The following is a 23,407-nucleotide window of genomic DNA, read 5'->3' as shown; positions in this document are numbered from 1 at the left end:
CCTCCAATAATCACGTTTAGTAGTAACCCTCTCGTATCATACCCATCCACGAGGAGAAAGCCTATGTCGGAATGGACAAAATAAAAAACCGACTTTCGTCGGTTTGGCTAATAGTTCGATTCGCGCTTTAGAATGTCATCCATTTTCAACCCCATATGAAGAAGCAATTGCTGACCGGAGTCATGTACGCTGCATCCAGTGAGTTGTTCAATTTTTTGGAGACGGTATTTTATTGTGTTTACATGAACATACAGCTTTTTAGCTGTCACCGATATGGAGCCGTTGCATTCAAAATATTTCTTCAAGGTTGCCGTCAGCTCCGATTCATGAACCGAATCATAGGCATCGAGCCGCCCGACCGTTTCCGAATGAAGGCTCTTCAGCTCTTCTTGATTGCTCACGGAATGCAGCAAACGATAGATCCCCAGATCTTCAAAATGGACTGTCTTTCTATTGGAAAGGGTTGTTCCGAGACTTATTGCTTTCACTGCCTCCTCATATCCCTTATGGATTCCGTCTAGCCCGCCATAAAAGCGGCCGATGCCTGCATGAATCCTGTCCGTTTCCTCCACTACGGGAGCCAGTTGTTCTCTTATAGCTTCCATTTGGCGAACCAAGCTATCCTTTAAAGGGTCCTTCGGATAAGGAAGCGTAAGCCCATCCTCCTCCATCTCCCTGGGAAGCAGGATCACGATGAACTCCTTCACTTCAGTCACAACAACGGTTGGCCCGGTCAGTCGGAAAAAGGAATTCAGCTTGTACATGAGCCTTCTCCGGCTCTCGGAGCGCTCCAGCGCGTACTTATTCGGTGTGTGCTGAGATGATTCTGTGCGAATACAGACGACTTGATAACTTCGTGACAAATCCCAGCCGAATCTGCTCCCTTTATCCAACGCTTCTGCCTTATCCAGCCGCCTGCTTAACAATAAATCGGTTAGAAAATGGTTTTTTAACGATTGCTCCAGGTCACTCTTCGTTATTAGCTTATGAAATTCCAAGGCTATGAGCGTCATTGCCCGATCCAGTATTTGATAATCCTGCTCTATAAACTCTCTTGCCGTCTGCCAACACGTAATATCCCCCCATACTTCCTCATTCCATAGCAATGGAGCGACGATGCAGGGGGTCGGCTTATTGTTCAATAGCCGCTGCATGCGGATAGGACGCTTGGCAGCCATTAATTCATGGCGTTCGCGGCGTGTAAGCGAGGCGATATCCATCCCCTTGTTACACCCTATGGAAACTAGCTCTGAACCTACCGTTACCGGATTTCCTGTCATTTGTTCCATCGCATTCGTCAAATCCGGGATCCCCTTACCACCCAGTGCAAGCTCCTTCAGCCATTGAAAAAAATCTTCCATTCTTGATTGTGCAGGGTCTGGCCTGTGTAAAAGATACGGCATCAACGGGGTCATAATATCCAAATAAGCAATATCATTCGGAATCTCGATGATGGGAAAGCTCCAGCGATTCCCGGACTGAATAATCCATTCGGGAATCTGGTCCACATATGCTTGAGTTTTTACAGCCAACGCCGAATTTCCTGCTTCTACCAGTTGCGGAACTAAACTGCGTATGGCTTTTTCATCTTCCTTAATTGGATATAAGCTGGTCAGCAGCAGCACATTCCCGTTCAGCCAGCGAATGACGTCGGGCACCTCCATAATGGTAACCGAATCAATAATCCGGTCCAGGCCGGCTTCCCCTGCAACGACTTTGCACCGGGCCAGACCTCCCCACTGCATTGCTTCTCTCACCGTGATTCCCATACACCCGTTCTCCTCTGCTTCATGTTGATTATCTATGTACATAAGAAAAAGCAGCTTGGGCTGCTTTTCCTAAATACATCAAAGCCATACTACCTAGCCATATCAAAGCTTCGTATCATCGACGGCATCAAGCCATGCCCGAATATCGCCAATAATAGGAGCAATGCAGCCCTCTTCGAACGGGGAACGAAGTCCGGCAAGCTTCACTAATTCGGTGAACGATCCGCTGCCGCCGGCACGGCATAGCTTCAAGTAACTGGCCCAGGCCGCTTCTCGGTCATCGTTGGCAAGCTTCCAATATTGCAAGGAGCAAATCTGTGCCAGCGTATAATCAATATAGTAGAACGGACTTTTGAAAATATGCTGCTGCTGATGCCAGAAGCCTCCGCGCTCCAAAAACGGCATATCATCGTACACGCGGCTAGGCACATATTTACGCTCTACATCCCTCCAAGCCTTTTTCCGCTCCGCCGGTGTCATATCCGGATTTTCATAAATGATGTGCTGGAATTCATCGACAGCAACTCCGTAAGGAATGAACGTTATCGCACTTCCCAGGTGGGAGAACTTGTATTTATCGGTATCTTCCTTAAAGAAATATTCCATCCAGGGCCACGCAAGGAATTCCATGCTCATCGAATGGATCTCACATGCATCCAGTGTCGGGTGCAGATATTCCGGCACAGCCAGATCGCGGCTCATATACGATTGGAATGCATGCCCCGCTTCATGCGTCAGCACGTCGACATCGTGCGAGGTCCCGTTAAAGTTGGAAAAAATAAACGGAGCTTTATACGATCCGATATATGTGCAATAACCGCCTACCCGCTTGCCTGGCTTGCTCTCCAAATCCATCAAGCCGTTGTCCAGCATGAACCGGAAAAATTCATCCGTCTCCGGGGACATCTCGGAGTACATTATCCTAGCCTGCTCCACGATCCAATCCGGATCCCCATTTGGCTTAGGATTTCCGGTCAGGAACGACAAACCGTCGTAATAGCGCAGCTTATCCAGACCGAGCCGGATACGTTTACGTTCGCTCAACTCCGATGCCGCAGGCACGATATGCTCCAGCACCTGCTCGCGGAACTTAGCGACCTGCTCCGGTCCATAATCGGTCCGATTCATGCGGGCATAGCCGAGCTCGATAAAATTGCGGTAGCCGAGCTTCCTAGCAATTTGTGTACGGAGACGCACCAGATGATCATAGATTTCGTCCACTGCAGCTTCATTGGCTTCAAAGAAAGAGTACCTTGCATCGGTCGCTCTTTTGCGAATATCCCTATCGGTCGATTGCATGAAAGGCGACAGCTGGGAAAGCGTCCGCTCCTGTCCGTCAAATTCAATCTTGGCAGATGCCACCAGCTTCACGTATTCGCTGGATTTTTTATTTTCTTCCTTCAAATCCTCTACGATGGTCGGATGGAATGTCTTCTGTGACAGCTCGGCTGTCGCGAACAGCTGCCGCCCCCACTTGGCTTCGAGCTGCGGACGGAATTTGGATTCAGCCAACGCTTTGTAATAATCTGTAATTAACCCTTGATATACAGGGGACTGTTCGTCTATGTAATCCTGCTCCCCTTTATAGAACGGATCTGTCGTATTGATCGAATGCCGGATGCGGGCGATCGTAAGCATGGATGAAACGTCTCTTCTCGCAGCATTGATGGCGCTCATAGCCGCGTCTTGTTCTTCAAAAGTCCCGGCAGCTGAGAACTTCTCTAGTAATACGGCAAAATCATGGGCAAACTGCTCCATATTCGGACGCTCATACAGGTAATCTTGAAATTTCATCCATGTCCCTTCTTTCTTATCGCTTGGTTGGTAATATCTTGCCTTAAGGTACCGTTTGAAGCCTATGATTGCTTTGACTGGCATATACCATTATTTTACTATAAACCTCCCCTAATTACACACCTAAACTGACTATGAGTTAAGGATGGCTGTATGGTCAACGCCAATGCAGCATTTTTGTTAAATCTAAATCGACAAATGATGGAATGCAGCGATCTGATTGTCGAAATCATTGTTTAAATATTTGTGTGACCGTAAATTGTCTAATAGCTGTACTAAAAATCAGTCGAAACGTCACTTTATTTAACCACAGGTTATTTAAGAGTTACTTTGCTCTCCTATAGCCCGATGTCTTATCCACATATGGTAAGAACGATCTGAGCTCCCCCCTTCCTTCGCCGGCTCATCACCAGCATGCTAATTGTCAAAATAGAGTATCGTCCTTTAAAATTTTTCTACATTCCGCTTCAATATCCCGCCTTTTGGAAGGCTAGTTCCCTCATTTCGGGCAACCATCGTTAAGCACTTATTGTAAAAACTCAAAATTTCAGTAATATTACCAAAACTCTTGTCATAAAGTATTTTAGAAGAAAGTCAACATACGACAAAACTTCCTGTTTTACATCGTATGAATAATGGAACAGTTATTGTAAAATATTCCAAGTAAACCCCATTAACACAAACTGAAGGGATGATTTGCTATTATTATTTTTGAAAAAATTAATTTTATCGAGTCTCAATGCATCAATCCGCAAGATGCGATTATCATTCGTTTGCTTATGGAAGGGATAGGCACCCACGAGATCGTGTACTTAAAAAAGGATTCTTTGGATGCGGCTAACCGACTTCTGGTCGTTAAGGATTCATATGGATTGAAGAGACAAGTCCCTGTTACCAAAAGATGTGTTGAGCTGTATCAAAATGCGCTGCAGCAGACCAAATATATCCTTTATAACGGTTATAACCCGAGTAAGCAATTATCTGTTAATTTGCGGGAAAGCGACTTTCTTATCAAAGTCAGCCTTCAGGATTATATCGCTAACCAAAGCATGATTACGGATATGGATTCCGTCGTGCTCCGCACGATTTATATGAGGCTGCGCAGACTGGCAGAGTTTTTCTCCACACCGGAGCTTACCCATTTAACGGCTTTAAAGCTGGAGTACATGGAAAAAGCATATGCGTAAGTAAGCAGGAGGCTGCCCAAGCCTCCTGTTTCACTTTATGGCCAAGTAACCCTTATGATATGGGTACATCTTTAAATCGCTTTACTATTAGGCCGGATGCTCCAGCATCACTATGGCCATGTCTCCATCAATGGGTGTCATTTCTCATTTCGGCAGCATTCAATTCCCGCCGGTTTTATATTAAAATAGAATCGGTTCCTGCTTTTGACAAGAGAGGGTGAATGCCTGGATGGAGAACAGAAAAGACCTGATCTACAACTATGTAGCTGACTTGCAAATCCATTTATTAAACGGAGGGTTTACCCGCTGCCGGCCTGATTGGGGCTATCAGAATCTAAAGCCCGAGTACAATAAAATGTACTTCATATGCGACGGAGAAGGCTGGATCCGCATTCACGATCAGGATGTTTATCCTGCGCCGGGTCAATTCGTATTCATACCGGCCGGAACACTGCATTCCTTCTCAACCGTCAGCTCCAACACCTATACCAAGTACTGGTGTCATTTTACATCCAATGTTATGTTCTCCCCGCTGTTTCAATATTATGGGCTTCCTTACGTTATGAATACAGAGGAATGTACAGGTATTGTACAGTCTTTTCATAGAATGGAGCAGACGCTGTCCTGGCAGGCTTCCTCTATGTCGCTGCGAGTCAAATCCGCTATTTACGATATCATTAGCTGCTTTATCGATCATTGCGTCAGTACCGGTATCAAGTCCGTAGCTCCCGCTTCCGTTCTGAAGCTGCAAAAAGTAACGGAGTATATCGACCAGCATATGGATAACGACATTAAGATTGAGCAGCTGGCGGACATAATGCATTTTAATACGAATTATTTGTACCAATTTATGAAGACGCATTTGGGTATTACCCCCATGCAGTACATTTACAAACGAAGACTCGATAAGGCCAAGGATTTATTGATCAACACCGACGATTCGCTGGCGAATATTGCTGCTGTAACCGGCTTCAGTGATGTGTACCACTTCTCCAAATCCTTCAAGAAGCATACGGGAATCTCTCCCAGAGCCTACCGTAATGGAGCCGGCAGAAGATAAAAGCGAATATAAAGAAAGCCGCGTCATTCTGCCCGGCTCAACTCAGGACGGCCACATTTCCTTACGGTAAGCCATATCCCAGAATAAATATTCAAATCGTGTAGTCGTCGCAAAGATCTCCTCCAGCCGATTCAGCTCTCTCTGAGGCTTGCCTTCAGCCAGCTGGTCGAGCAGGTCGATACACCACATAGCCAGAGTGCCGAATTCCTCCGAGCTGTACATTCGAATCCATTCTCCATACCATTCGTGTTCGGTTGATCCTGGGATTTGGGCCAGCTCCTTACCGATCTCCCAATAGCTCCACATGCAAGGCAGCAGGGCGGAGACCAGCTCTGCCAAGGATCCGTTCTGAGCGGCATGCAGCATATAGTGAGTATAGGCCAGCGTGATAGGTGACGGCTGCGCTTGCTCCAGCTCCTCCTCGGAAATTCCGAATTTGGCGGCATAAGCCCGGTGCAGCGCCATCTCCTCATTCATGGTAGAATGCAATAGCGCGGCGAACGTGCCCATCGTTGTCAAATCCGTCGCTTTTACAGCACCTAGCGCAAACAGCTTCGCATAATCGATCAAATAAATGTAGTCCTGAATCATATAAAACCGGAATTTTTCCAGCTCCAGCGTTCCCTTGCCCATCTCTTGAACGAACGGGTGGTCATGATTGCTGCGCCAAACCGGCTGCAGTTTTTCTAACAAATACTCGGAAAACTTCATCTCTATTCCTCCTCCAGCGGGTTCCAGCGCAACTTTATTTAGCCGTGTGTCCCCATTCGTACATGAATTTCAGCATAACCTTCGTAAATTGAATCAGCTGCTCTATGGATACTTGTTCATTGACAGCGTGAGCGTTTTTTAAATCCCCCGGGCCATAAATAGCGGCCGGTATCCCTGCATCACCAAACCAGCCCCCATCCGTTACCGTAGGAGAGACATCCACCACAGCAGGCTGGCCTAATATGGTTTCATGGGCTGAACCAAGCAGCTGGACCGCAGGATGATTCGGATCCACTTCTAAAGAAGGGAAGATTTCTCCCCGATCCTCTATCATGGAAGAGCCTCCCCATTCGTATTGCGGCGGATTCTCCCTAAGCCACGGATCCGCTTGTGCTACCCGGTTCAAATGCTCTTCAATGTCCCGGCATACACTCTCATAGGTTTCATTCGGATAAAAATGAACGGTGATCCACAGTCTGCACTCGTCGGCAATAAACGCCGCATGCCTGCCTCCTTCGATAACGGCCGGATTGATCGTATTAGTCCCTGGTGCAAACCCCGGATAGCTCTTCATGACCGCCCAATGTCTCTCCAGCTCCTGAAGTCCTTGCAGGAGCTTCATCATCTTTTCGATCGCGCTGGCCTCCAGGATTCCGCCTCCGGCATGAATCATATTTTTCCGGGTCGCATCATGAAACGTCTTCTTGCTTTTCACGGTGACCCAACCGGTAATAACTCCGCCTTGCCCTTGAATATGAAGATCGCTCGTATCGACAACAACTGCAAAATCGGCTTGATATCCGCGCTTGCAGCATTGGAGGGTACCTGCTTCTCCGACTTCTTCACCAATCACCGATTGGAACATCAAATCTCCGGGCAGCTTAATGCCCGCTTCGTCCAGCAGCTGGATGGCAAAGAGCGCCCCCGCCAGCCCGCCTTTCATGTCCGAGGCCCCACGGCCAATGAGGACGCCGTCTTTGACAATCGGCTCGAACGGAGAGGTTTCCCATGGCTCGTCCGCACTTACCTCTGCCACATCCACGTGGCCGTTAAGGATCAAGCTCTTGAATTGATCGGAGGCTTGTCCTTGTTTGATACCGACGACGTTCGGGTCTCCCGGATACACTTCCCATTGATCAACCGTAAACCCGTGAAGCTCCAGGAATTGTGCAATAAACTGCTGAGCTTCCTCTGTATTTCTGGCCGGAGGCGCCGGGGTCTTATATCGTATCAGCCGTGAGGCCAATTGCACTAGCTCCTCCTGCCTCTCCTCGACCTGCCTGATTAAAGCTTCCAATTCCTGACTCAATCCATCTCCTCCAGTTCATTCATGCGGATACCCGCATTATTCAATTGTTCAGCAGAATACGATAGCAGCAAAAAAACCACTTCGCAGGACAAAGTGGTTTACGCGCGCAGCACAGCACTGCCGTGACGTCCACTTCCCTTCGCTAGCATTACCTAGATCAGGTATAAGGGTTAAGGCTCCCGCCTTTCTCAGCTGCATCAGCACCCCTAGTGAAATTCTTATTCGTTTTCTTATTCATAGTATCATAGACTGGATAAGGTTCTCAATCCTTCGAGACGTTCAGGAATGCCAAATGCAGTCCTCCGGGTTTTTATCCGGCAAAAATTGCTTAAATATCGTTGTCCTAAGCTGATGGGTATCCGTACGTTCTAAATATTGGATGCGGCAGCAGAGTTTGGGTTGTATCCATTGGGTTTGCTTGTCATGCTCCAGATAAAGGTCCTTGGACAGCTCCATAAAACACTCTTTATCTTCATAAGTAAGTCCGAATTCCACCACTCCGACAGGCTTGTTCTTGACAGTACGGAACTGCAGCCCGATCACCAGCGCGAAGGGATTCGTCCGGAAACCAAGGATAACAGCGTCAATGGTTTTAAAATGCTTGATTTTAACCCAATCCCGGCTCAACGTGCCCGGCCTATAGATAGAATCCGTTCGTTTGGCCACGATGCCTTCCATGTCCCGTTCCCGTGTCAGCTCGAACAAAGCCTTCCCTCTCTCCATTACATACAGGGTCGGCATAATGACGGAGTTAGGAACGAGGAGCTCATGCAGTCGTCCCTTTCGTTCCATTAGCGGCTCATTGCTATGCTCGCGCTCCGTGAACAGCAAGTCAAAAGCTACAAAAGTTACCGGATGTGTCGCAACCGCTTGCGCTATCCTCATGGAGCTGCTGAGTCGTCCACGGTAGCTGAAATCATCAAACACGGGTCTCCCGTCTCGCATAACGATCCCTTCACAATCCAGAATCGCGGTATGAGTCTGAATAGCCGATACAGCCTGTTCGAGCTCGGGAAACTTCTTCGTCACCTTATTCCCATGACGTGTGTAGGCCTCAATCCGGCTTCCTTGCTTATGGATCACAATACGCCAGCCGTCCCATTTGGGCTCAAACAAGTATTGAGGATCGTCAAACGGCTCATGTTGAATACTGACGTTCATTGGCTGATACGGTGTAAAAACCTGCAACAGGAATCACCTCATATCCTCATTTTTACCAAAAAGGGACGGATTGTAACCTGTTGACTACCGTTATGTCTGTCTTTTAGGAATTCGGATTTGGCAGGACCGACTATTTCTGATTGCTGAATTCATTTTCCTCCTGCCAATCGGGGCTTTTCCGCACAAGATATTCTTGCGCCGCTGCCCCAGCTCCTTAGGCAGTAATAAAAAAAAACGCCTTATAGGGTCAACAGCCCTAATATGCGGTTTAGAACCAAATCATAGAGGAAGCATATTGCATTCACGGAATACGGTTACCGGTATCCATCATTAATACACTGTTTATGGAGGAAAGACTGATAACCCCTCCTCCAATTTACCATTTTTGTCCATGGGTGTCGAGAGCGCGTGCTCGCGGTTTTATTTACTGCCTAACGAGTTCAGGTCGATAAACGGTGTTGCGCCTCCGGTCACACTCGGAAGACGGCCATCCCATTTCTCCAGTGCTTTCTCCTGCACTTCAATCTGCTTGAGCTGAACCAAATCCGGCGTAATCTCCTGCTTCTTCAGCTTCAACGACTCCGCCTCAGCTTGGGCCTGCGTAATTTTCTGCTTGGCTTCAATCTCAATACGCTTCAAATCGTTCTCCGCTTTCAATGCTTGCTGCTGCGCCACCTGCTTGGCTTCGATCGACTGATTGAAAGCATCTGAGAATTTAAAATTCACAATGTTAATATCGTTCACGATCAGATCATATTTGGCCAGCCGTTTCGTCAAATGATCGCTGATTTCTCCCGCGACGACGTCCCGCTTGGCGATCAAATCCTCCGCAGGATATTTGGCCGTCACCTCCTTGACGATCTCTTGGATTGCCGGCGAGATAATAACCGAGTCAAAATTGCCTCCAATATTGTTCATCAAATTAAAGGCAGCCTCTTTGTTGACAGAGTAGTTAACGGCAACATGCGTAGAAACCGGCTGAAGGTCCTTGGACGAAGCGGACGTATCCGTCTCTGCTTTGGTAACCTGGGTGTTGACCTGAATAACGCTCTGAACGAAAGGAAGCTTCAAGTGTATTCCAGGGCCAAGTATCTCGTCATTTAACTTGCCGAACGTTTTGTACAGTCCCACATGCCCGTATTGTACGGATGCAAAGCTGTTCAATCCGATGATGACGATCAGCAGCGCTATAAAAACGGACGTCACGACGAAGCCAACGTTAGGCCTCTTGGGAATTTTGGTCACTTCTGCATTCATACCATCAACCTCCAGTGGTGAGTATGTCGTACAGTTCATTACGTACTTTCACAGATTATGTTTCATAATCTGGGATTAAGAACAGAATATCCCTTCAATCCCCGGAGAGGAGCTCCCACTGCTGGTACAGAAGCTCCCTCTCTGCTTCCAGGATCATCTTCTCGCTATGCATAGCGAATAACTTGCCGGAATCCGTTTCAAGCAGCATCGCCTCATCCAACAACGTAATCTTTCGCTCCAGCGATTCAATGTCGGTTTCCAGCTTAGCAAGCTTTTTATCCCTTCCCGGCATCTCCCTGGAACTATGTGTCCGCTCTTTGGATTCCTGAGCCTTCTTTGAATCATTCTCTTTTACCATCGGTTCGCTATGGGAAGGCCTCAGAGACTGGCTCAACTCCTCGCGTTTTGCCCTTGCATCATCATATCGGCCGACAAATTTCGTCAGTCTCCCATGCTCAAGCCAATAAGTCACATCGAACAGTTTATTCAAAAAGTACCTGTCATGCGAAACGCAAAGGACGGTGCCTGTAAATCTCTGTAAGGTGTCTTCGAGCGCCTCGCGGGAATCAATGTCCAAATGGTTCGTAGGCTCGTCGAGCAGCAGAACATTCACGTCTTGTGCCATGAGCTGCGCTAATCGGAGCCGCATGCGTTCACCGCCGCTCAAGCTTTTCAGCTTGCGGAACACGGCGGCGCCATAGAATAAAAACCCGGCAAGCCGCTGTCGTGCCTCTCCTTCATCTACCATAACCACCTGCCGGTACGCATCGAGCATCGTCATGTCTTCATCTCCGAACGCATCCTGCTGAGCCAGGTAACCTAATCTGACTCCACTGCCTAAGGTGACCTTCCCGTGATCCGGCTGAAGCTCGGACGCAATCATTTTCAGGATGGTGGACTTGCCGCTTCCGTTTTCACCGACAATGGCTGCATAATCCTGATGCCGGATCAGCAAATCAAGCTGATCGAAGAGAAGCTGCTTCTTGCCATTTCTGTCAATGACCTTGCCTACCTGCTCCAGCTTCAGCACGTCATTGCCGCTTCGGTCCCCCGATTCGAACATCAATCCGATCTTCTTGCGTTCAAGAACCGGCTTGGTCAGCTTCTCCATGCGGTCCAGTGCTTTTTGCATGGCTGCAGCACGCTTGAACATGTTAGGATTATCCGCTTGCGCAGCCCAAATCCGCATTCGCTTGATCGCCTCTTCCATCTTCTTAATCTTCTTCTGCTGTTCCTGATAGGATGCGAATTCGAGCAGCAATCGGCGCTCCTTTTCCTCTACAAAATAAGAATAGTTGCCATGATACACGTCAATGGGTCCGCCCTCTACGTCGAAGATCTTATTCACAACCCGATCCAGAAAATATCTGTCATGGGACACAACCACGACACTCCCGGTGTATTGCTGCAAGTAACCCTCCAGCCATTCTACCGCATTCAAATCCAGATGGTTCGTAGGTTCATCCAGCAGAAGCAAATCCGGATTGAGCAGCAGGATGTGAGCCAGACAGACCTTGGTTCGCTCTCCCCCGCTCAAATGCCCGAATGCATGATGAAGGAGTTGCGAAATCCCTAATCCGTTAGCTACCCTGGAGAGATTCGCTTCAATCTCATATCCGCCGGCGGAGGCGAAGGCCTCCTGCAGCTTTCCGTATTCAATCAAAGCTTTATCCGCTTCGCGAGGGTCCGCCATCCATGTCTCCAATTCCGACATTCTCTCCTGCATCTTATACAGCTTGGCGAATGCTTCCTGAAGAACACCCTTCACCGTAGTCCTCGGGTCGTAATCCGGTATTTGCTCAAGCAGAGCCGTACGGCTCCCCTTTTTATAATGAATGACCCCGGCATCAGGAGTCTCTATCCCTGCTAAAAGCTTCATCAGTGTGGTTTTACCGCATCCATTAGGGCCAACCATTCCAATCCGGTCACCCTCCTGGATTTCCAATGACAGCTGTTGAATCACAGGCGTACCGCCCCAGGATTTACTCAATTTATCCATTGCACATAGTAACATATTCCTCACGCTCACATTCGATTTAGTGTTGGACAGCACAAAAAAGCCACAGGCAAAAGGCAACCTTTTACCCATGGCTTTACGTGCGCCTGATCATACTAATCATACCGACATTGAGCCGGCAGCTGATTAGATTGGATGGGTCAAAATGTTGCAGTTACCGTAAGAAGACAGACCTCTCCCGTTTACAGCTGAACGGAATACGATCGTAGTCAGATGCACCCAGAATAGGGACCATTTGCTACGTTCAGTAACTTGCAACATATTGACACCTCCTTCACCGATTCGAATGGAAATAATAACATAAATATTACCATATAACATTTATTTCCGCAATATTGTATCTCTTACCTGCTTCCCCATTTTTTCTTCGTAAATCTTAGTTTCTGTGTATTTTCAAACAGAAAGTGTTCCGATTTTTTGGTATGATGGTTTCAGGCAAGCAATGAGATCGAATCTGTATATGGGCACTTAGATTCGATGGAGCGAGTAGTGCAACCCGGCCACCTTTCTGCGGAAAGGTGGCATTTCTTTTTTAGACAACTATAAACCAAGGACAGGAGGTACAGAAGATGAAGCAACCCTTGGATTGCGATCGTATTATTCTTCAACTAGGTATCCCGACGATTCGGTATGAGATGTGGAAAGCTAACAATACGATCCGACATACCTACACGGTTAAGGTTACAGAAAAAAAGGTCCCGCTTCCGAAGCCGGTTGGATGATTTCTATACTGCAGCCCCATTTGTACTTCGATGACATATATCCAAGCATCACTTGCTGGATTTACATATCTTAGAATTGGGATTACGCAATACCCCCTAAACTACGTTAGTGAGAGGAGAATCCAACAATGGGTGGATTAGTTGGCGGACTTGGATGTGGAGGCGGCATCGGCGGCGGACTATTTACAAGCACAGCTGTTATCTTGGTATTGTTCATCCTTCTGGTTATTGTTAGCCGTTCTTGGATCTAACTGGAAATAAGATAGCATTAGAACCCCCCTTCCGTTGGAAGGGGGGTTTATCGTTTAACCTGATTTAATCTTGTCCAACTTGGTGAGAGAAGAGAATTACTCCATCTCATTGGACACTTCTATCAAATTGCCGTCGGGATCGCGAAAATAGACCGACATTATGGCTCCGAGAGCGCCTGTCCGCTGAACAGGTCCTTCTTCCAGCTTCACATCGCATTGCTCCAAATGCCGAATCACCTCATCCAACGGCGTATCGGCTATAAAGCATAGATCTGCGGACCCAGGCAGCGGTGAAGCAGCCTTAGGCTCGAATTCCTGTCCATACTGATGCAGATTTATTTTTTGACGGCCGAACTGAAGCGCCTTCCTGCCATTACCAAAGGTGATTATCTCCATTCCCATAACCCGAGAATAGAAATCGCATGCCGTTTCGATATCGAGAACCGTTACTACCAGATGATCCAGCCGATTCACTCTCATCTATTTCCCTCCTCGCAAAAGGACCTTCAAGGGCCCTTCAGGCTACATAACTGGGTTATGATTCTGCGCTTTTTTCCTTCTTTCCAGTTCTAATCGAAGGGCAGCCTCCACAGATTCAGCCATGAGGTCAAATTTCTGGGCGACGGTATACTGAAAGGTCTTGCCGCAGTGAGGACATTTTTGCTTTTGAAGCTCCGTATTTCTTTTGCAGTTAGGGCATGGAGTCATTGCTGCAGTCCACCTTTTCTTCGTTATGCTGACTACTAATTCTAACTTCCTCTTCTATCTATGACAATCAAGCATGATATTTGCCGGCAGGAGCGTCAAGAACCCATTGCAGCATTTGCAGCTGAGCATGAACCTCTTTGATTTCATCCCGATTCTTATCCGTATCCAGCCTCTGAAGCATCTGTTCCAATTGAATTACCATACGTTTGATCTGGTCTTCCGACCGCATTGCACCCACCTCATTCATTGTAAGACTCTATATTTTCTCTATTGTAAACAAGCGGGGGTTAATAAGCAATGCAAGCTCCAAAGCTTTAATCTGCCTTTATAACAGCAGCTATGCGGATACATGGATTCGCTTTTTCTATTATCTGGTACTTTTTTCATGTTTGACTCAAGATTCCAAGTATGGTATCTTCGACTAATAAGGCATTCCCTCTTAGAAAGAGAGCGGAATGCTTTGCTACTTCCAGAGGAATTTTACATTAAATGTATAAAAGACCTCTGCTTCATTATTAGATGATAAAGGGTGAAAAGTGATGATTCAAGTAAAAGAATTTATTGATTCCGACAGCAGCTACGCCGAGAGAAAAGCAAACGAATTTTTGGCAACGCTTAAAGAAGAACAGTTCATTAGCATAAGCTATGGAACGATGATCAAGAGCAAACCGGACAAAAGCGCAGTTCAAAGAAGCACCATCCTCGTTGTTTACAGAACAAACAGCTCAGGAGATTAGTTCAAATGGTTTCTGACCCGCATAACCGTGATAGAGAACAGGATTCCGACCGGTATTTCAGACTTTTTATTCTATGGCTATCCCTGCTATCTACACTCGCTTTGGCAATCATTATTCTTTTATACTTGCTCTTATAAGAAGGAGGCGGCGTGAGGCCGCCTTTTTTTTGTTTTGCGAAATCATCCATATTTTTAAAGAAGCGAGTTTTGCTAACGTGGTATGTTTAAGGTCGCTTATCTTTAAAAGTCTTTGATATAGGTTTTCATTTTATTATCCATCGGTTAATACATAATCCTTATCGTTAGAGTGCATAGCTATATTGGGAATTATTAGCTAAGCTGCATAGCTGAAGGAGGATATGATGCACGGACATTTGACTTGGTTTCTTTCGCGCTTCGGCTACGTCGGCATTTTTCTCGCATTAGCGTTCGGCGTGATCGGATTACCGATACCGGATGAATTATTATTAACCTATGTAGGCTATAACGTAGCACAGGGAACTATGAAACTGTCATTGGCAATGATCAGCGCATTGTCGGGCTCCATTGCCGGAATATCAATAAGCTACTTGATCGGAGCCAAATTGGGCTACCCCGTCATTCAACGCTTCGCCGCGAAGCTCCACGTCAATCTAGAGCATATTGAGAAATCGCGGAGTATGTTCGTGAAATACGGCAGCATTTTGCTTATCATCGGTTACTTTATTCCCGGAGTGCGTCATTTTATTGCAATCACCGCAGGCTTGTCTCATATGAACTATAAGAAGTTCGCATTTTTTTCCTATACAGGAGCCCTTATCTGGACCACTGTATTCATTATGACCGGCAACGGGCTGGGAGCGAAATGGTATCTCATTATTCGGTACTTCCGTTTATACAAGGCCTTCCTGCCTCCTGCCATTAGTCTGTTGATAATTTTGACGCTGTTAGTGCTATATTTTCGGAAGCCGAAAAAAGATTAAACATAGCAAGCTTCCAGCTTAACCAGGGAACCAGATTCCTGATGCGGGAAAGCCTCGATCGTCGCCATTCCGCCTCCAACCATCCGGAGAGAAGCATCCATTTCCCCTCCCTACCCAATAACCCTACTTGCTCAAGCTCCTACATAATTCCTCTCTCACTTAAGTATACTATATGAAATGGCGCATCTTACCGCTTCATTATTCGTATGGAGGGAAATCGAAATGAGAGAACTATTCGAGAAGGCCGTAGCGCTGGGCTTGGGCCTGGCCGTTGCCAGTAAGGAACAGGCAGAGAAATTCGTAGAGGAAATGGTCAAAAAAGGTGAAGTCAATAAAGCGGAATCTCAAAAGTATGTGGATGATCTGATTCGTAAAGGGAAGGAAGCACAAAGCTCTCTGGAGGAAAAAATTCGCAGCACTGTACGCCAAGTGCTTCATGAAGCGAACTTAACAACCAAGGATGACTATGTGCGGCTCACCCAACGGATCGGGGAGCTTGAGCGCCGAGTCACGGAGCTTGAGGGGCAAACCGGCGGAACTGCTGAGCTCCCTCCTCCATCCCATCCATGAGCTTCGGCCGAAAGCTGCGGCACTTGCAGCGGTACCGGGATATTGCCAAGGCGTTCACCCGCAACGGCTTCGGCTTCCTTATCAAAGAGCTCGGCCTGCCGGAGCTTCTCACCGGCTCGCGCATCAGCTTGAAGGAGCGGCAGGATGCACGCTCCCGAACGATCGGTGAACGGATCCGGCTTTTCCTCGAGGAGCTGGGTCCTACCTTTGTCAAAATAGGCCAAATCGCAAGCACTCGCCCGGACTTGCTGCCGGCGGATATCATAGAGGAACTGGTCAAGCTGCAGGATCAAGTCCATCCCATCCCTATGGAACAAGTGCTGCAAGTGCTAAAGAACGAGCTGGGCGAGCCCTTTGATTCTCTCTTTGCCGAATTTCATGAGACCCCAATGGCCGCCGCATCTATAGGTCAGGTTCATCTTGCCCGGCTCCATTCAGGAGAACAGGTCGCCGTTAAAGTACAACGGCCTAATATCAGGACGGTCGTAGAGACCGATCTGGAGATTTTGGAAAACTTGTCAAGACTCGCGGAGCATCGCATCTCTTGGGCCAAGAAATACCAAGTAAGCGACATGGTCTTTGAATTGTCTCAATCTCTGCGTGCCGAGCTTGATTATATGAATGAGGGAAGAAACGCCGAACGGATGGCGAAGCCTGTTCTCCGTAATCCACAGATCAGGCTGCCCTCCATCTATTGGAATTATACGAGCACCAACGTACTAACGATGGACTATCTGGCAGGGGTCAAAATAACCGATGATAAAGCGCTGGACGAATTGGGCTACGATAGGAAAGTCATCGCCGAGCGAATCACCCGGCTGGTGTTCCAGCAAATCTTCGGTGAGGGCTTCTTTCATGCGGATCCGCATCCGGGCAATATCATGGTATTACCGGATCAGGTAATCGGCCTTATCGACTTTGGCATGGTAGGCCGTTTGACGCCTATGATGAAATATCATTTCGGCTCCCTCGTCATCGCCTTGCGGCGCAACAGCACGGAGGGCGTGATCAAGGCGATTCAAGGAATCGGAGCCATTCCGGATGAAGTGGATATGGATACCCTGCGAAACGATATTAACGAGCTTCGCGAAAAATATTACGATGTTCCTCTCAGCCAGCTTAAGCTGGGAGAAACGGTTACCGATCTGCTGGGCGTTGCATACGAGCACCGCATCCGAATCCCTGCCGATCTGACCTTGCTTGGTAAAACCCTGCTTACGCTGGAAGGGGTTGTAACCTCTCTGGACCCCTCATTCAGCATAGTCAGCGTTGCTGAACCGTTCGGACGCAAGCTGTTCGCTGAACGCTTCAGTCCGCGCAATCTCGCCGGGAATGCCTGGAGCCAGTTCAGCGAGTATACCGAGCTGCTGCTGGAGATGCCGTCCAAGCTCCGCGAGCTGTTCGGCATGATGAAGAAGGGCAAGCTGCATCTGGATATCTCCATTTCGGAGCTCGATACGTTGATGAAAAAGATGGACCGGATCAGCAACCGCCTGTCGTTCAGCATCGTCCTGCTCTCGTTCAGCATTATTATGGTCGGACTCATTATCGGCTCGTCCCTGGGCCGCCAATCCACCCTGCTCTGGGACTTTCCGGTTATAGAGATCGGCTTTTGCGTAGCCACGCTCATGTTCGTCTTTCTTCTTTTCTCGATTTTTAAATCGGGACGGTTCTAGACTATGCCCACAAAAGGCCATTCCTCTATATGCGGTATGGCCTTCGTCATTATCCGCGGCGGCAGTTGGCTACCACTGCATAAACAGCTCTTCTGTCAAATCCCCATTCAATCCGATGGCCGCCCGGCTTCCTTCCGCTGCGGCAATAATAAGCTGCGACGGTGCGATGACAGAGGCGTCGCCTGCCGCGTAGACCCCTTTGACATTCGTGCGGCCGAAGCCATCCGTCACAATAGCGCCCAGCTCATTCTTATAGCAGCCAAGCCACTCGCCGAACGGCGCGGCGTGGACCCATTTCGGCGTTACAAAGCCGCCGTCTCTCGGGACCCGCGTTCCATCGGCAAACACAACCTGCTCCAGCTGTCCCCCGGTGCCTTCAAAGGCCGCTATCGGCTGCTGCATCACTCGCATGCCTTTATACTCAAGAAGCCTAATTTGTTCGGGTGTCAGGCTGCGATGCCCGTTCGTGCAGATTAGCATATCACGGCTCCAATTGCTGATGATTTTACTGCCTTGAAACAAGTGCGGCCCTTCCGCCACAACGACCAGCCTTTTGTCCCTTAGCTCCCAGCCGTCGCAATACGGGCAATTAAACAAGCTTTGACCATAGAATCGGCTAAGTCCGGCAATGTCCGGAAATACCTCCTTTATACCCGTAGCCAGGATCAGCTTCCGGGCTTCTATCCGCTCTCCATATGAGGTAATCACTTCGAACCCCGCATAGCTTCTATTGACCATCGTCACCTCGGCATGCTGTATGCGAACCGTAGGGTACTTGGCGATATCCGCATGAGCAAGACGGCGGAACTCCGCCGGTTCGATCCCGTCTCTTGTCAAAAAACCGTGCGATTCGCGGGTCACGGCATTGCGCGGCTGATTGCTGTCGTAGACGATAACCTGTCTTCTTGCTCTCCCCAATACCAGGGCCGCGTTCAAGCCTGCCGGTCCTCCGCCGATGATGGCACAATCGTACAGCATAACAACTCCTCCTTTTTTACCGGACTCTGAAGAATAGAACGCAAAACAACGCAGATCCCGCTCTATCTGCGCTGTTTTTGTCTCCCCTTCGCATCAGGGATGAAATGAGTTCCAGAAGCTGCCGTTGACATCAATCAAGCTCATGATCTGCACAAACGGAATGGTGAACGTCGGAAAGCCGGCCGCGTACGGAGCAATTTCATAAGGCTGAAAATAAATATGCAGCGCATGCTCCGTAACATAGAACGGCTGATCCGGCTTAATGCCCTGATAAGTATTAGGAAACACATAGGAATATTGGGGATCCTCCCGGATCTGCCGGGCGATGATATCACTAAGCACCCTAACGTATGGACTTCCGGGCTTGAACAAGTCTTTCAGCTCGTAGAATTGACCGTCCTCTACATTCACATGCGCATAAACTCTGGTAGGCATGCCGTGAGCAGCCCCGAATGGATAATTGTAGCCGTCCAATTCCACAACAAGCAGATTTTTCTTGAAAAAGGTTATCTCGAAGTCCCCGTCATAGCTGTAGCTCAATTGTTCCCCGGCGGGCACCGGCTTGACTTGGGACAAGCTCTTCAGCCTGTCATTGACGCGCTGCTGGGCAGCCCGTTCCCTCATCCCTTCAAGCTGCGGATAATAGACCAGATAATTTCGGTTGGGCTTATATTTCTCTTCCTTCACTTTATACGTTAAGCGCAGCGGTATGACCGTATTCTGATGCCATACGACTCTCCCGGAGCGGTCCAAATAAGATAATCGGCGGTCTACGTTCGCTTGGATCAGGGAGTCCTCCAGCTTTACGGTTCCGCTGCCGTTTACTTTGGGATAACCGGAAGCGGCATTCCCGCTGCGGTCAATGAAATAGGTTTGGCTCGCGTCATAGACGGATGCCAGTCCTTTATGGTAGGGGTTGACTTCATAATACTTGAATTCCGTCCGTATTTTCCCGTTAAGATCAGCAATAGCATAGATCGAACCGATGAACGGCTGATTAGGATCAATGGCTTTGCCAAGCGCCACCCTCTGTTCACCGAGCTGCTGAATATCATTATATTCCGGTTGAACGATAGTATGGCCGCTGCGGTCAATAAGCCCATATTGCGCCGTAAAATTTTCACCCGTGTTCACGACGGCTCGGCCTTCGGAAAAAGACTGCGCCCCGGTATAGGCCGGCTCTAACACGATATTCCCATTCTCGTCTATGTAGCCGAATTTACCGTTCTCTTCCTGCTGGAAAGGAAGCAGACCGTCTCCCAGTTCCCCGACAAAGGCATAAGGATATCTGGCAAGGATCTCGCCGTTTAGCCCGATCAACGCAAACTCATTCTTCTTTATCTTCACAACTGCTTTGGAATGACTGAACATGCCCGCAGATTCATATTGGGCAGGAATGATTTCATTACCGTTCGCATCCAGATACCCATACTTATTCGAACCTGATGACTCCGTGATAGCAAACATAGCTCGGCCGTTGCTTAATGAAGCCATGTAGGAGTATCCTCTTTTGGTCACGATGCGTCCCGACTCATCCATCAGCTTGAAGCCTTGTTTGTCAATAACAACCGCTCTTCCCTCTTTAAATTCCTCGATCGAATCGTATATCGGCCTTACAACATAATTACCCGAGGCATTGATGACCCCGGTGCGGCCATGCGTGTGGACCCTTGCCAGCCCATTGCTTTGAAAATCATAGGCATAATCATATTGAGGCTGCAGCTTCATATTCCCTTTACTGTCGATATATCCCCACTTGGTTCCGCTCGTTGTTTTGACCGACGCGGGGAATAGCTTGATCCGCCATAGGAATCGGGGGTCCGGCTGGCGTTTGTCCGTGATTTCCTGCTGTAAGGCTAGAAGCCGCTGCTCCAGCGGAAGCGATAATCCCGACCGGTACAAATGCTGCATGGTGGTATGCGCCCAATCCGGCATATCAGCCTTCAGCTGTGCATCTGCCAAATAGTACCAGTACAGCGGCACATCAGGACGCTGCCGCGTTAAGCCCTCATAATATCGGACGACCTTATGGTAATACAGCGGATGTTCATCGGCAACATCGATGAACTCTCCATCGTCCCATCTCAGCACCGATACGCGGTACGCTTCTGCCTCATCATGAGTCCATAAAACAAGTTCCGTAATGCCATCCCAGCCTGAACGTCCGGGAATATCCGCTGCTTCCATGAAAGAAAATGATACTGTCCCCGGCACGACATCTCTTAGACCGGCAGGAGTCCAATCATATACAGACAACCGATAAGCCTTTTCCTCCTGCCAGCCGATAATCAGACTGCTCCTGCTGTTGTCAATGACAGGCACGGCCAGCATAATACCTACCGGCAGTGATGGAACCGCCCTGACATCGGCGACAATCCAATCTTGATCCCAATATTTCAAAATCATCAGATGCTGCTCCTGCTCCATCCGATATACCGCAGCGATTTCTTGTACCTGATCTCCGTCCAGATCGGCGGCGGCAATAGCGGCGGTTTGGTTCGCAGCAGGAATGACAACCAGCTCGGCTCCGGGCGGCAAAAAAGCCTTCACATGCGTTTCCCAATTCACCTCGTCGTTCATCTTAAGCCTCCCCCTGCAAGATTCAACAACAATTTCATGCCTATTAGTATGCAAGGAAAAGCCAGATATGACCGTATACAGTGAAATCCCGGACTATAGATTCATAGCCGGGATAATGAAGAGCTGATTACGATCAAAAGCTTCTTGCGACCGCAGGCGGATGCCATTGGTCATGCAGTACGTTAGATTGAGGCCAATAGATTCGCAGCATCAGATTGAACGGACCTTCCGGAGCAGGGAGCCAATTCGATTCAATTTCGGTCCCCGGACTGGCGTGCTGAACATAAATATCAAGGGAGCCGTCCCGGTTATATTGAAGATTTCCAAGATGCGGGCTGATAGCATATCGGTTCAGGGAATTTTTCACTAGAAAGCCATCAGTATTATACAGCGTTATGGACCAGAAGGCTTGTGCCGGAGGTGTCTGGCCGGGAGGAAACCGAATCGTATATTGGTTGTTCCCATCCAGAGGATTCCCCTGATTATCCTTAAAATTATAGGCGTAAACAGCATCCTCGGGAATGTTGGCTCCAAACAGCGATTTGGCCACTACAGCACGCTGGATATAGTTCGTTCCATAATGACCGATATCACGCAGCAGCATGCTCCATCCGTTCGTTTCGTTCTCAGTGAATATTTTATGCTCAGCAGCTTCTATTGCTTTAGGCCCCTCTGCTACCGCTTTAGTTAAAGCCTCTTGAGCGCGGGAATTCAAGCTGCTGAATTGAAAGCTCGGGCTCGGGATTAAACCCAGAGCTTGAAGCTTCATCGACATTTCCGGACTCTGTATAGCCGGATAAGGCGGATTCCGGTACATCAACGACATCATAAGGTTGAAGAATTGCGCCGCATCCATAGAAGCCACCAGGTCCTTCGGTGAATGCTGGCTTATAATGAGGTGATCTTGCAACAATTCGGGAGCCTGCGGATTGAGCCGGGACAGATGAAGCTCCCGTTGAATAGCATGAACAGCCGGGTAGTCTTGAGGGCCGTTCGTTTGAATCCGGCCAGTTACCCAAACCGTATTGGTGGGAGCGTGGATGACAGGAAGGTTAGGCGGCAGATTCCCTTGCCACCCCGGCCCGGCAAGCACAAATATTTGTTCCTTCGTTCCAGTCGTTCTCGCACCTATCGAAGCGAATACGTTCGACCATGCATCCAGCATCGGCAGCAAATAATAACGGCCGTTCGTATCGGGGACATGCAGAAGCAGCGGGCCTGCTGACAGATCAAGCCAAGCAGATGAATAGAGCGTATCGACATTCGGTCTGATCACTTGCGTAAATTTGGGAGTTGAGAGTACCTTTTGGTGGTAAAAGCGGTTTTTCTGGGCCAGACCCGCCGCTCCGGTTCTTTTCGTAACATCCATCAATACCAACGGAAATCCGTAAATATAAGCATCCAGTGCCGCACGTTCCAGGGCCTGCTGGGATTCGTAATCCGGCTGGTCCCAGGCCAGCCTCGCATACAGAAGCATACTATCTATCAGAGGGTACAGCATCTTGTTCCTCCCCCATCTTTTAGGCCACCCCCGTTCTGATTCCATCGCGGCCTATGGAGTGTTTTCCTCACATTGTATGCAGTCATGGGCTCTTGGTGCAGTGAGACATCAGTGACGATTCAGATGAAAATGGAATTATAAAAAAGTGATTAGAATCACATGAATAGGTTAAAAATTGTCTATAATTAGTAACAGATGTCGAAAGGAGAAGGAATATGTATTATTGCCTATGTTGTAATAAACTTCACCCTCCCGCTCTGTCTAAAGAGGAGGTCTTGTTTACAAGCGGCTTCCGGTATTGGAACAATACGCTGTACCCGGCCGGAATTTGCCAGCCTGTACCGAAGTCTGGACAGCCGCATCAGCCGCTGCTCCCTCTCTACGCCCGTGAAGCGATCTAAAAGAAATAAGTCACTTCCTCCTGCCTTAACTCAGGCAGTGAAGTGACTTGATTGTTG

General features: G+C 48.4%; 22 protein-coding genes and 2 riboswitches. Of the genes, 9 read left to right on the top strand and 13 right to left on the bottom strand.

Going from position 1 to position 23,407, the window contains the following annotated elements; genetic code table 11:
- Positions 1-107: 107 nt before the first annotated feature.
- Together GGC63_RS07835 and GGC63_RS07830 are read right to left on the bottom strand one after the other, a co-directional pair.
- The gene (locus GGC63_RS07835) at positions 108-1,769 is read right to left on the bottom strand and encodes a PucR family transcriptional regulator (protein WP_192701800.1); all 1,662 of its coding nucleotides are present in this window, start codon (positions 1,767-1,769) and stop codon (positions 108-110) included.
- Positions 1,770-1,871: 102 nt separating this feature from the next.
- On the bottom strand, positions 1,872-3,563 hold the full coding sequence (locus GGC63_RS07830) for a M3 family oligoendopeptidase (RefSeq protein WP_192701799.1): 1,692 nt from the start codon (positions 3,561-3,563) through the stop codon (positions 1,872-1,874).
- Between the two features lie 701 nt (positions 3,564-4,264).
- On the opposite strand from GGC63_RS07830, the gene GGC63_RS35320 reads away from it, so the two are divergent.
- Both GGC63_RS35320 and GGC63_RS07820 read left to right on the top strand, forming a co-directional pair.
- The gene (locus tag GGC63_RS35320; RefSeq protein WP_377768452.1) at positions 4,265-4,750 is read left to right on the top strand and encodes a hypothetical protein; all 486 of its coding nucleotides are present in this window, start codon (positions 4,265-4,267) and stop codon (positions 4,748-4,750) included.
- 229 nt (positions 4,751-4,979) lie between these two features.
- Positions 4,980-5,810: an AraC family transcriptional regulator gene (locus tag GGC63_RS07820; protein WP_192701798.1), complete on the top strand. Its 831-nt coding sequence runs from the start codon at positions 4,980-4,982 to the stop codon at positions 5,808-5,810.
- A gap of 42 nt (positions 5,811-5,852) precedes the next feature.
- On the opposite strand, the gene tenA is transcribed toward GGC63_RS07820, so the two are convergent.
- The 6 genes from tenA to GGC63_RS34845 all read right to left on the bottom strand — a co-directional run bounded on the left by tenA (position 5,853) and on the right by GGC63_RS34845 (position 12,526).
- Positions 5,853-6,521, bottom strand: coding sequence for a thiaminase II (gene tenA, locus GGC63_RS07815; protein ID WP_192701797.1), 669 nt, complete (start codon positions 6,519-6,521; stop codon positions 5,853-5,855).
- A 34-nt stretch (positions 6,522-6,555) separates the two neighbouring features.
- Entirely contained in the window at positions 6,556-7,830 is a 1,275-nt protein-coding gene (locus GGC63_RS07810) for an acetylornithine deacetylase (RefSeq protein WP_192701796.1), read from the bottom strand.
- Positions 7,831-7,947: 117 nt separating this feature from the next.
- Positions 7,948-8,048: riboswitch (TPP riboswitch) on the bottom strand.
- A 61-nt stretch (positions 8,049-8,109) separates the two neighbouring features.
- Positions 8,110-9,018, bottom strand: a complete 909-nt coding sequence (locus tag GGC63_RS07805) for a DNA ligase (protein WP_225948017.1) — start codon at positions 9,016-9,018, stop codon at positions 8,110-8,112.
- Positions 9,019-9,411: 393 nt separating this feature from the next.
- Positions 9,412-10,248 carry a prohibitin family protein gene (locus GGC63_RS07800; protein ID WP_192701795.1) on the bottom strand — a complete coding sequence of 279 codons (837 nt, stop codon included), beginning with the start codon at positions 10,246-10,248 and terminating at the stop codon, positions 9,412-9,414.
- Between the two features lie 94 nt (positions 10,249-10,342).
- Positions 10,343-12,262 (bottom strand): ribosomal protection-like ABC-F family protein, encoded by a 1,920-nt coding sequence (gene abc-f, locus GGC63_RS07795; RefSeq protein WP_412973854.1) that lies wholly within the window; start codon positions 12,260-12,262, stop codon positions 10,343-10,345.
- Positions 12,263-12,391: 129 nt separating this feature from the next.
- Positions 12,392-12,526 (bottom strand): hypothetical protein, encoded by a 135-nt coding sequence (locus tag GGC63_RS34845; RefSeq protein WP_256865262.1) that lies wholly within the window; start codon positions 12,524-12,526, stop codon positions 12,392-12,394.
- Between the two features lie 165 nt (positions 12,527-12,691).
- A riboswitch (cyclic di-GMP riboswitch) is annotated at positions 12,692-12,775 on the top strand.
- A 59-nt stretch (positions 12,776-12,834) separates the two neighbouring features.
- Between GGC63_RS34845 and GGC63_RS07790 the strand changes: the two genes are divergently transcribed.
- Complete coding sequence (locus GGC63_RS07790; protein WP_192701793.1) at positions 12,835-12,987, top strand: hypothetical protein; 153 nt, start codon at positions 12,835-12,837, stop codon at positions 12,985-12,987.
- Positions 12,988-13,115: 128 nt separating this feature from the next.
- The gene (locus GGC63_RS07785; RefSeq protein WP_192701792.1) at positions 13,116-13,238 is read left to right on the top strand and encodes a sporulation protein YjcZ; all 123 of its coding nucleotides are present in this window, start codon (positions 13,116-13,118) and stop codon (positions 13,236-13,238) included.
- 96 nt (positions 13,239-13,334) lie between these two features.
- On the opposite strand, the gene GGC63_RS07780 is transcribed toward GGC63_RS07785, so the two are convergent.
- Positions 13,335-13,718 (bottom strand): VOC family protein, encoded by a 384-nt coding sequence (locus tag GGC63_RS07780; RefSeq protein WP_192701791.1) that lies wholly within the window; start codon positions 13,716-13,718, stop codon positions 13,335-13,337.
- Positions 13,719-14,013: 295 nt separating this feature from the next.
- Positions 14,014-14,175 carry a hypothetical protein gene (locus GGC63_RS07775; RefSeq protein WP_179135919.1) on the bottom strand — a complete coding sequence of 54 codons (162 nt, stop codon included), beginning with the start codon at positions 14,173-14,175 and terminating at the stop codon, positions 14,014-14,016.
- 310 nt (positions 14,176-14,485) lie between these two features.
- Between GGC63_RS07775 and GGC63_RS07770 the strand changes: the two genes are divergently transcribed.
- The 4 genes from GGC63_RS07770 to GGC63_RS07755 all read left to right on the top strand — a co-directional run bounded on the left by GGC63_RS07770 (position 14,486) and on the right by GGC63_RS07755 (position 17,890).
- Positions 14,486-14,683, top strand: a complete 198-nt coding sequence (locus tag GGC63_RS07770; RefSeq protein WP_079909426.1) for a sporulation protein Cse60 — start codon at positions 14,486-14,488, stop codon at positions 14,681-14,683.
- Between the two features lie 358 nt (positions 14,684-15,041).
- Complete coding sequence (locus GGC63_RS07765; RefSeq protein WP_079909425.1) at positions 15,042-15,644, top strand: DedA family protein; 603 nt, start codon at positions 15,042-15,044, stop codon at positions 15,642-15,644.
- Between the two features lie 222 nt (positions 15,645-15,866).
- A complete protein-coding gene (locus GGC63_RS07760) occupies positions 15,867-16,214 on the top strand; it encodes a phasin family protein (RefSeq protein ID WP_079909424.1) in 348 nt (115 codons plus the stop codon).
- Entirely contained in the window at positions 16,211-17,890 is a 1,680-nt protein-coding gene (locus GGC63_RS07755; protein WP_192701790.1) for an ABC1 kinase family protein, read from the top strand. Before GGC63_RS07760 ends, GGC63_RS07755 begins: the two co-directional genes overlap by 4 nt.
- A 69-nt stretch (positions 17,891-17,959) precedes the next feature.
- Here GGC63_RS07755 and GGC63_RS07750 read toward each other — a convergent pair whose 3' ends face one another.
- The 3 genes from GGC63_RS07750 to GGC63_RS07740 form a co-directional block, all read right to left on the bottom strand.
- Entirely contained in the window at positions 17,960-18,868 is a 909-nt protein-coding gene (locus GGC63_RS07750) for an NAD(P)/FAD-dependent oxidoreductase (RefSeq protein ID WP_192701789.1), read from the bottom strand.
- 93 nt (positions 18,869-18,961) lie between these two features.
- The gene (locus GGC63_RS07745; protein ID WP_192701788.1) at positions 18,962-21,448 is read right to left on the bottom strand and encodes a WG repeat-containing protein; all 2,487 of its coding nucleotides are present in this window, start codon (positions 21,446-21,448) and stop codon (positions 18,962-18,964) included.
- A 133-nt stretch (positions 21,449-21,581) separates the two neighbouring features.
- Complete coding sequence (locus tag GGC63_RS07740) at positions 21,582-22,949, bottom strand: DUF1254 domain-containing protein (RefSeq protein ID WP_192701787.1); 1,368 nt, start codon at positions 22,947-22,949, stop codon at positions 21,582-21,584.
- Positions 22,950-23,164: 215 nt separating this feature from the next.
- Between GGC63_RS07740 and GGC63_RS07735 the strand changes: the two genes are divergently transcribed.
- Positions 23,165-23,350 carry a DUF3973 domain-containing protein gene (locus tag GGC63_RS07735; protein ID WP_179135917.1) on the top strand — a complete coding sequence of 62 codons (186 nt, stop codon included), beginning with the start codon at positions 23,165-23,167 and terminating at the stop codon, positions 23,348-23,350.
- The last annotated feature ends 57 nt before the right edge of the window (positions 23,351-23,407 follow it).

This window comes from Paenibacillus sp. OAS669 (genome assembly GCF_014873645.1).
Classification (GTDB): Bacteria; Bacillota; Bacilli; order Paenibacillales; family NBRC-103111; genus Paenibacillus_S; species Paenibacillus_S vulneris.
Note: the sequence above shows the minus strand (reverse complement) of the source record. Positions and strands in the feature narration are given on the sequence as shown.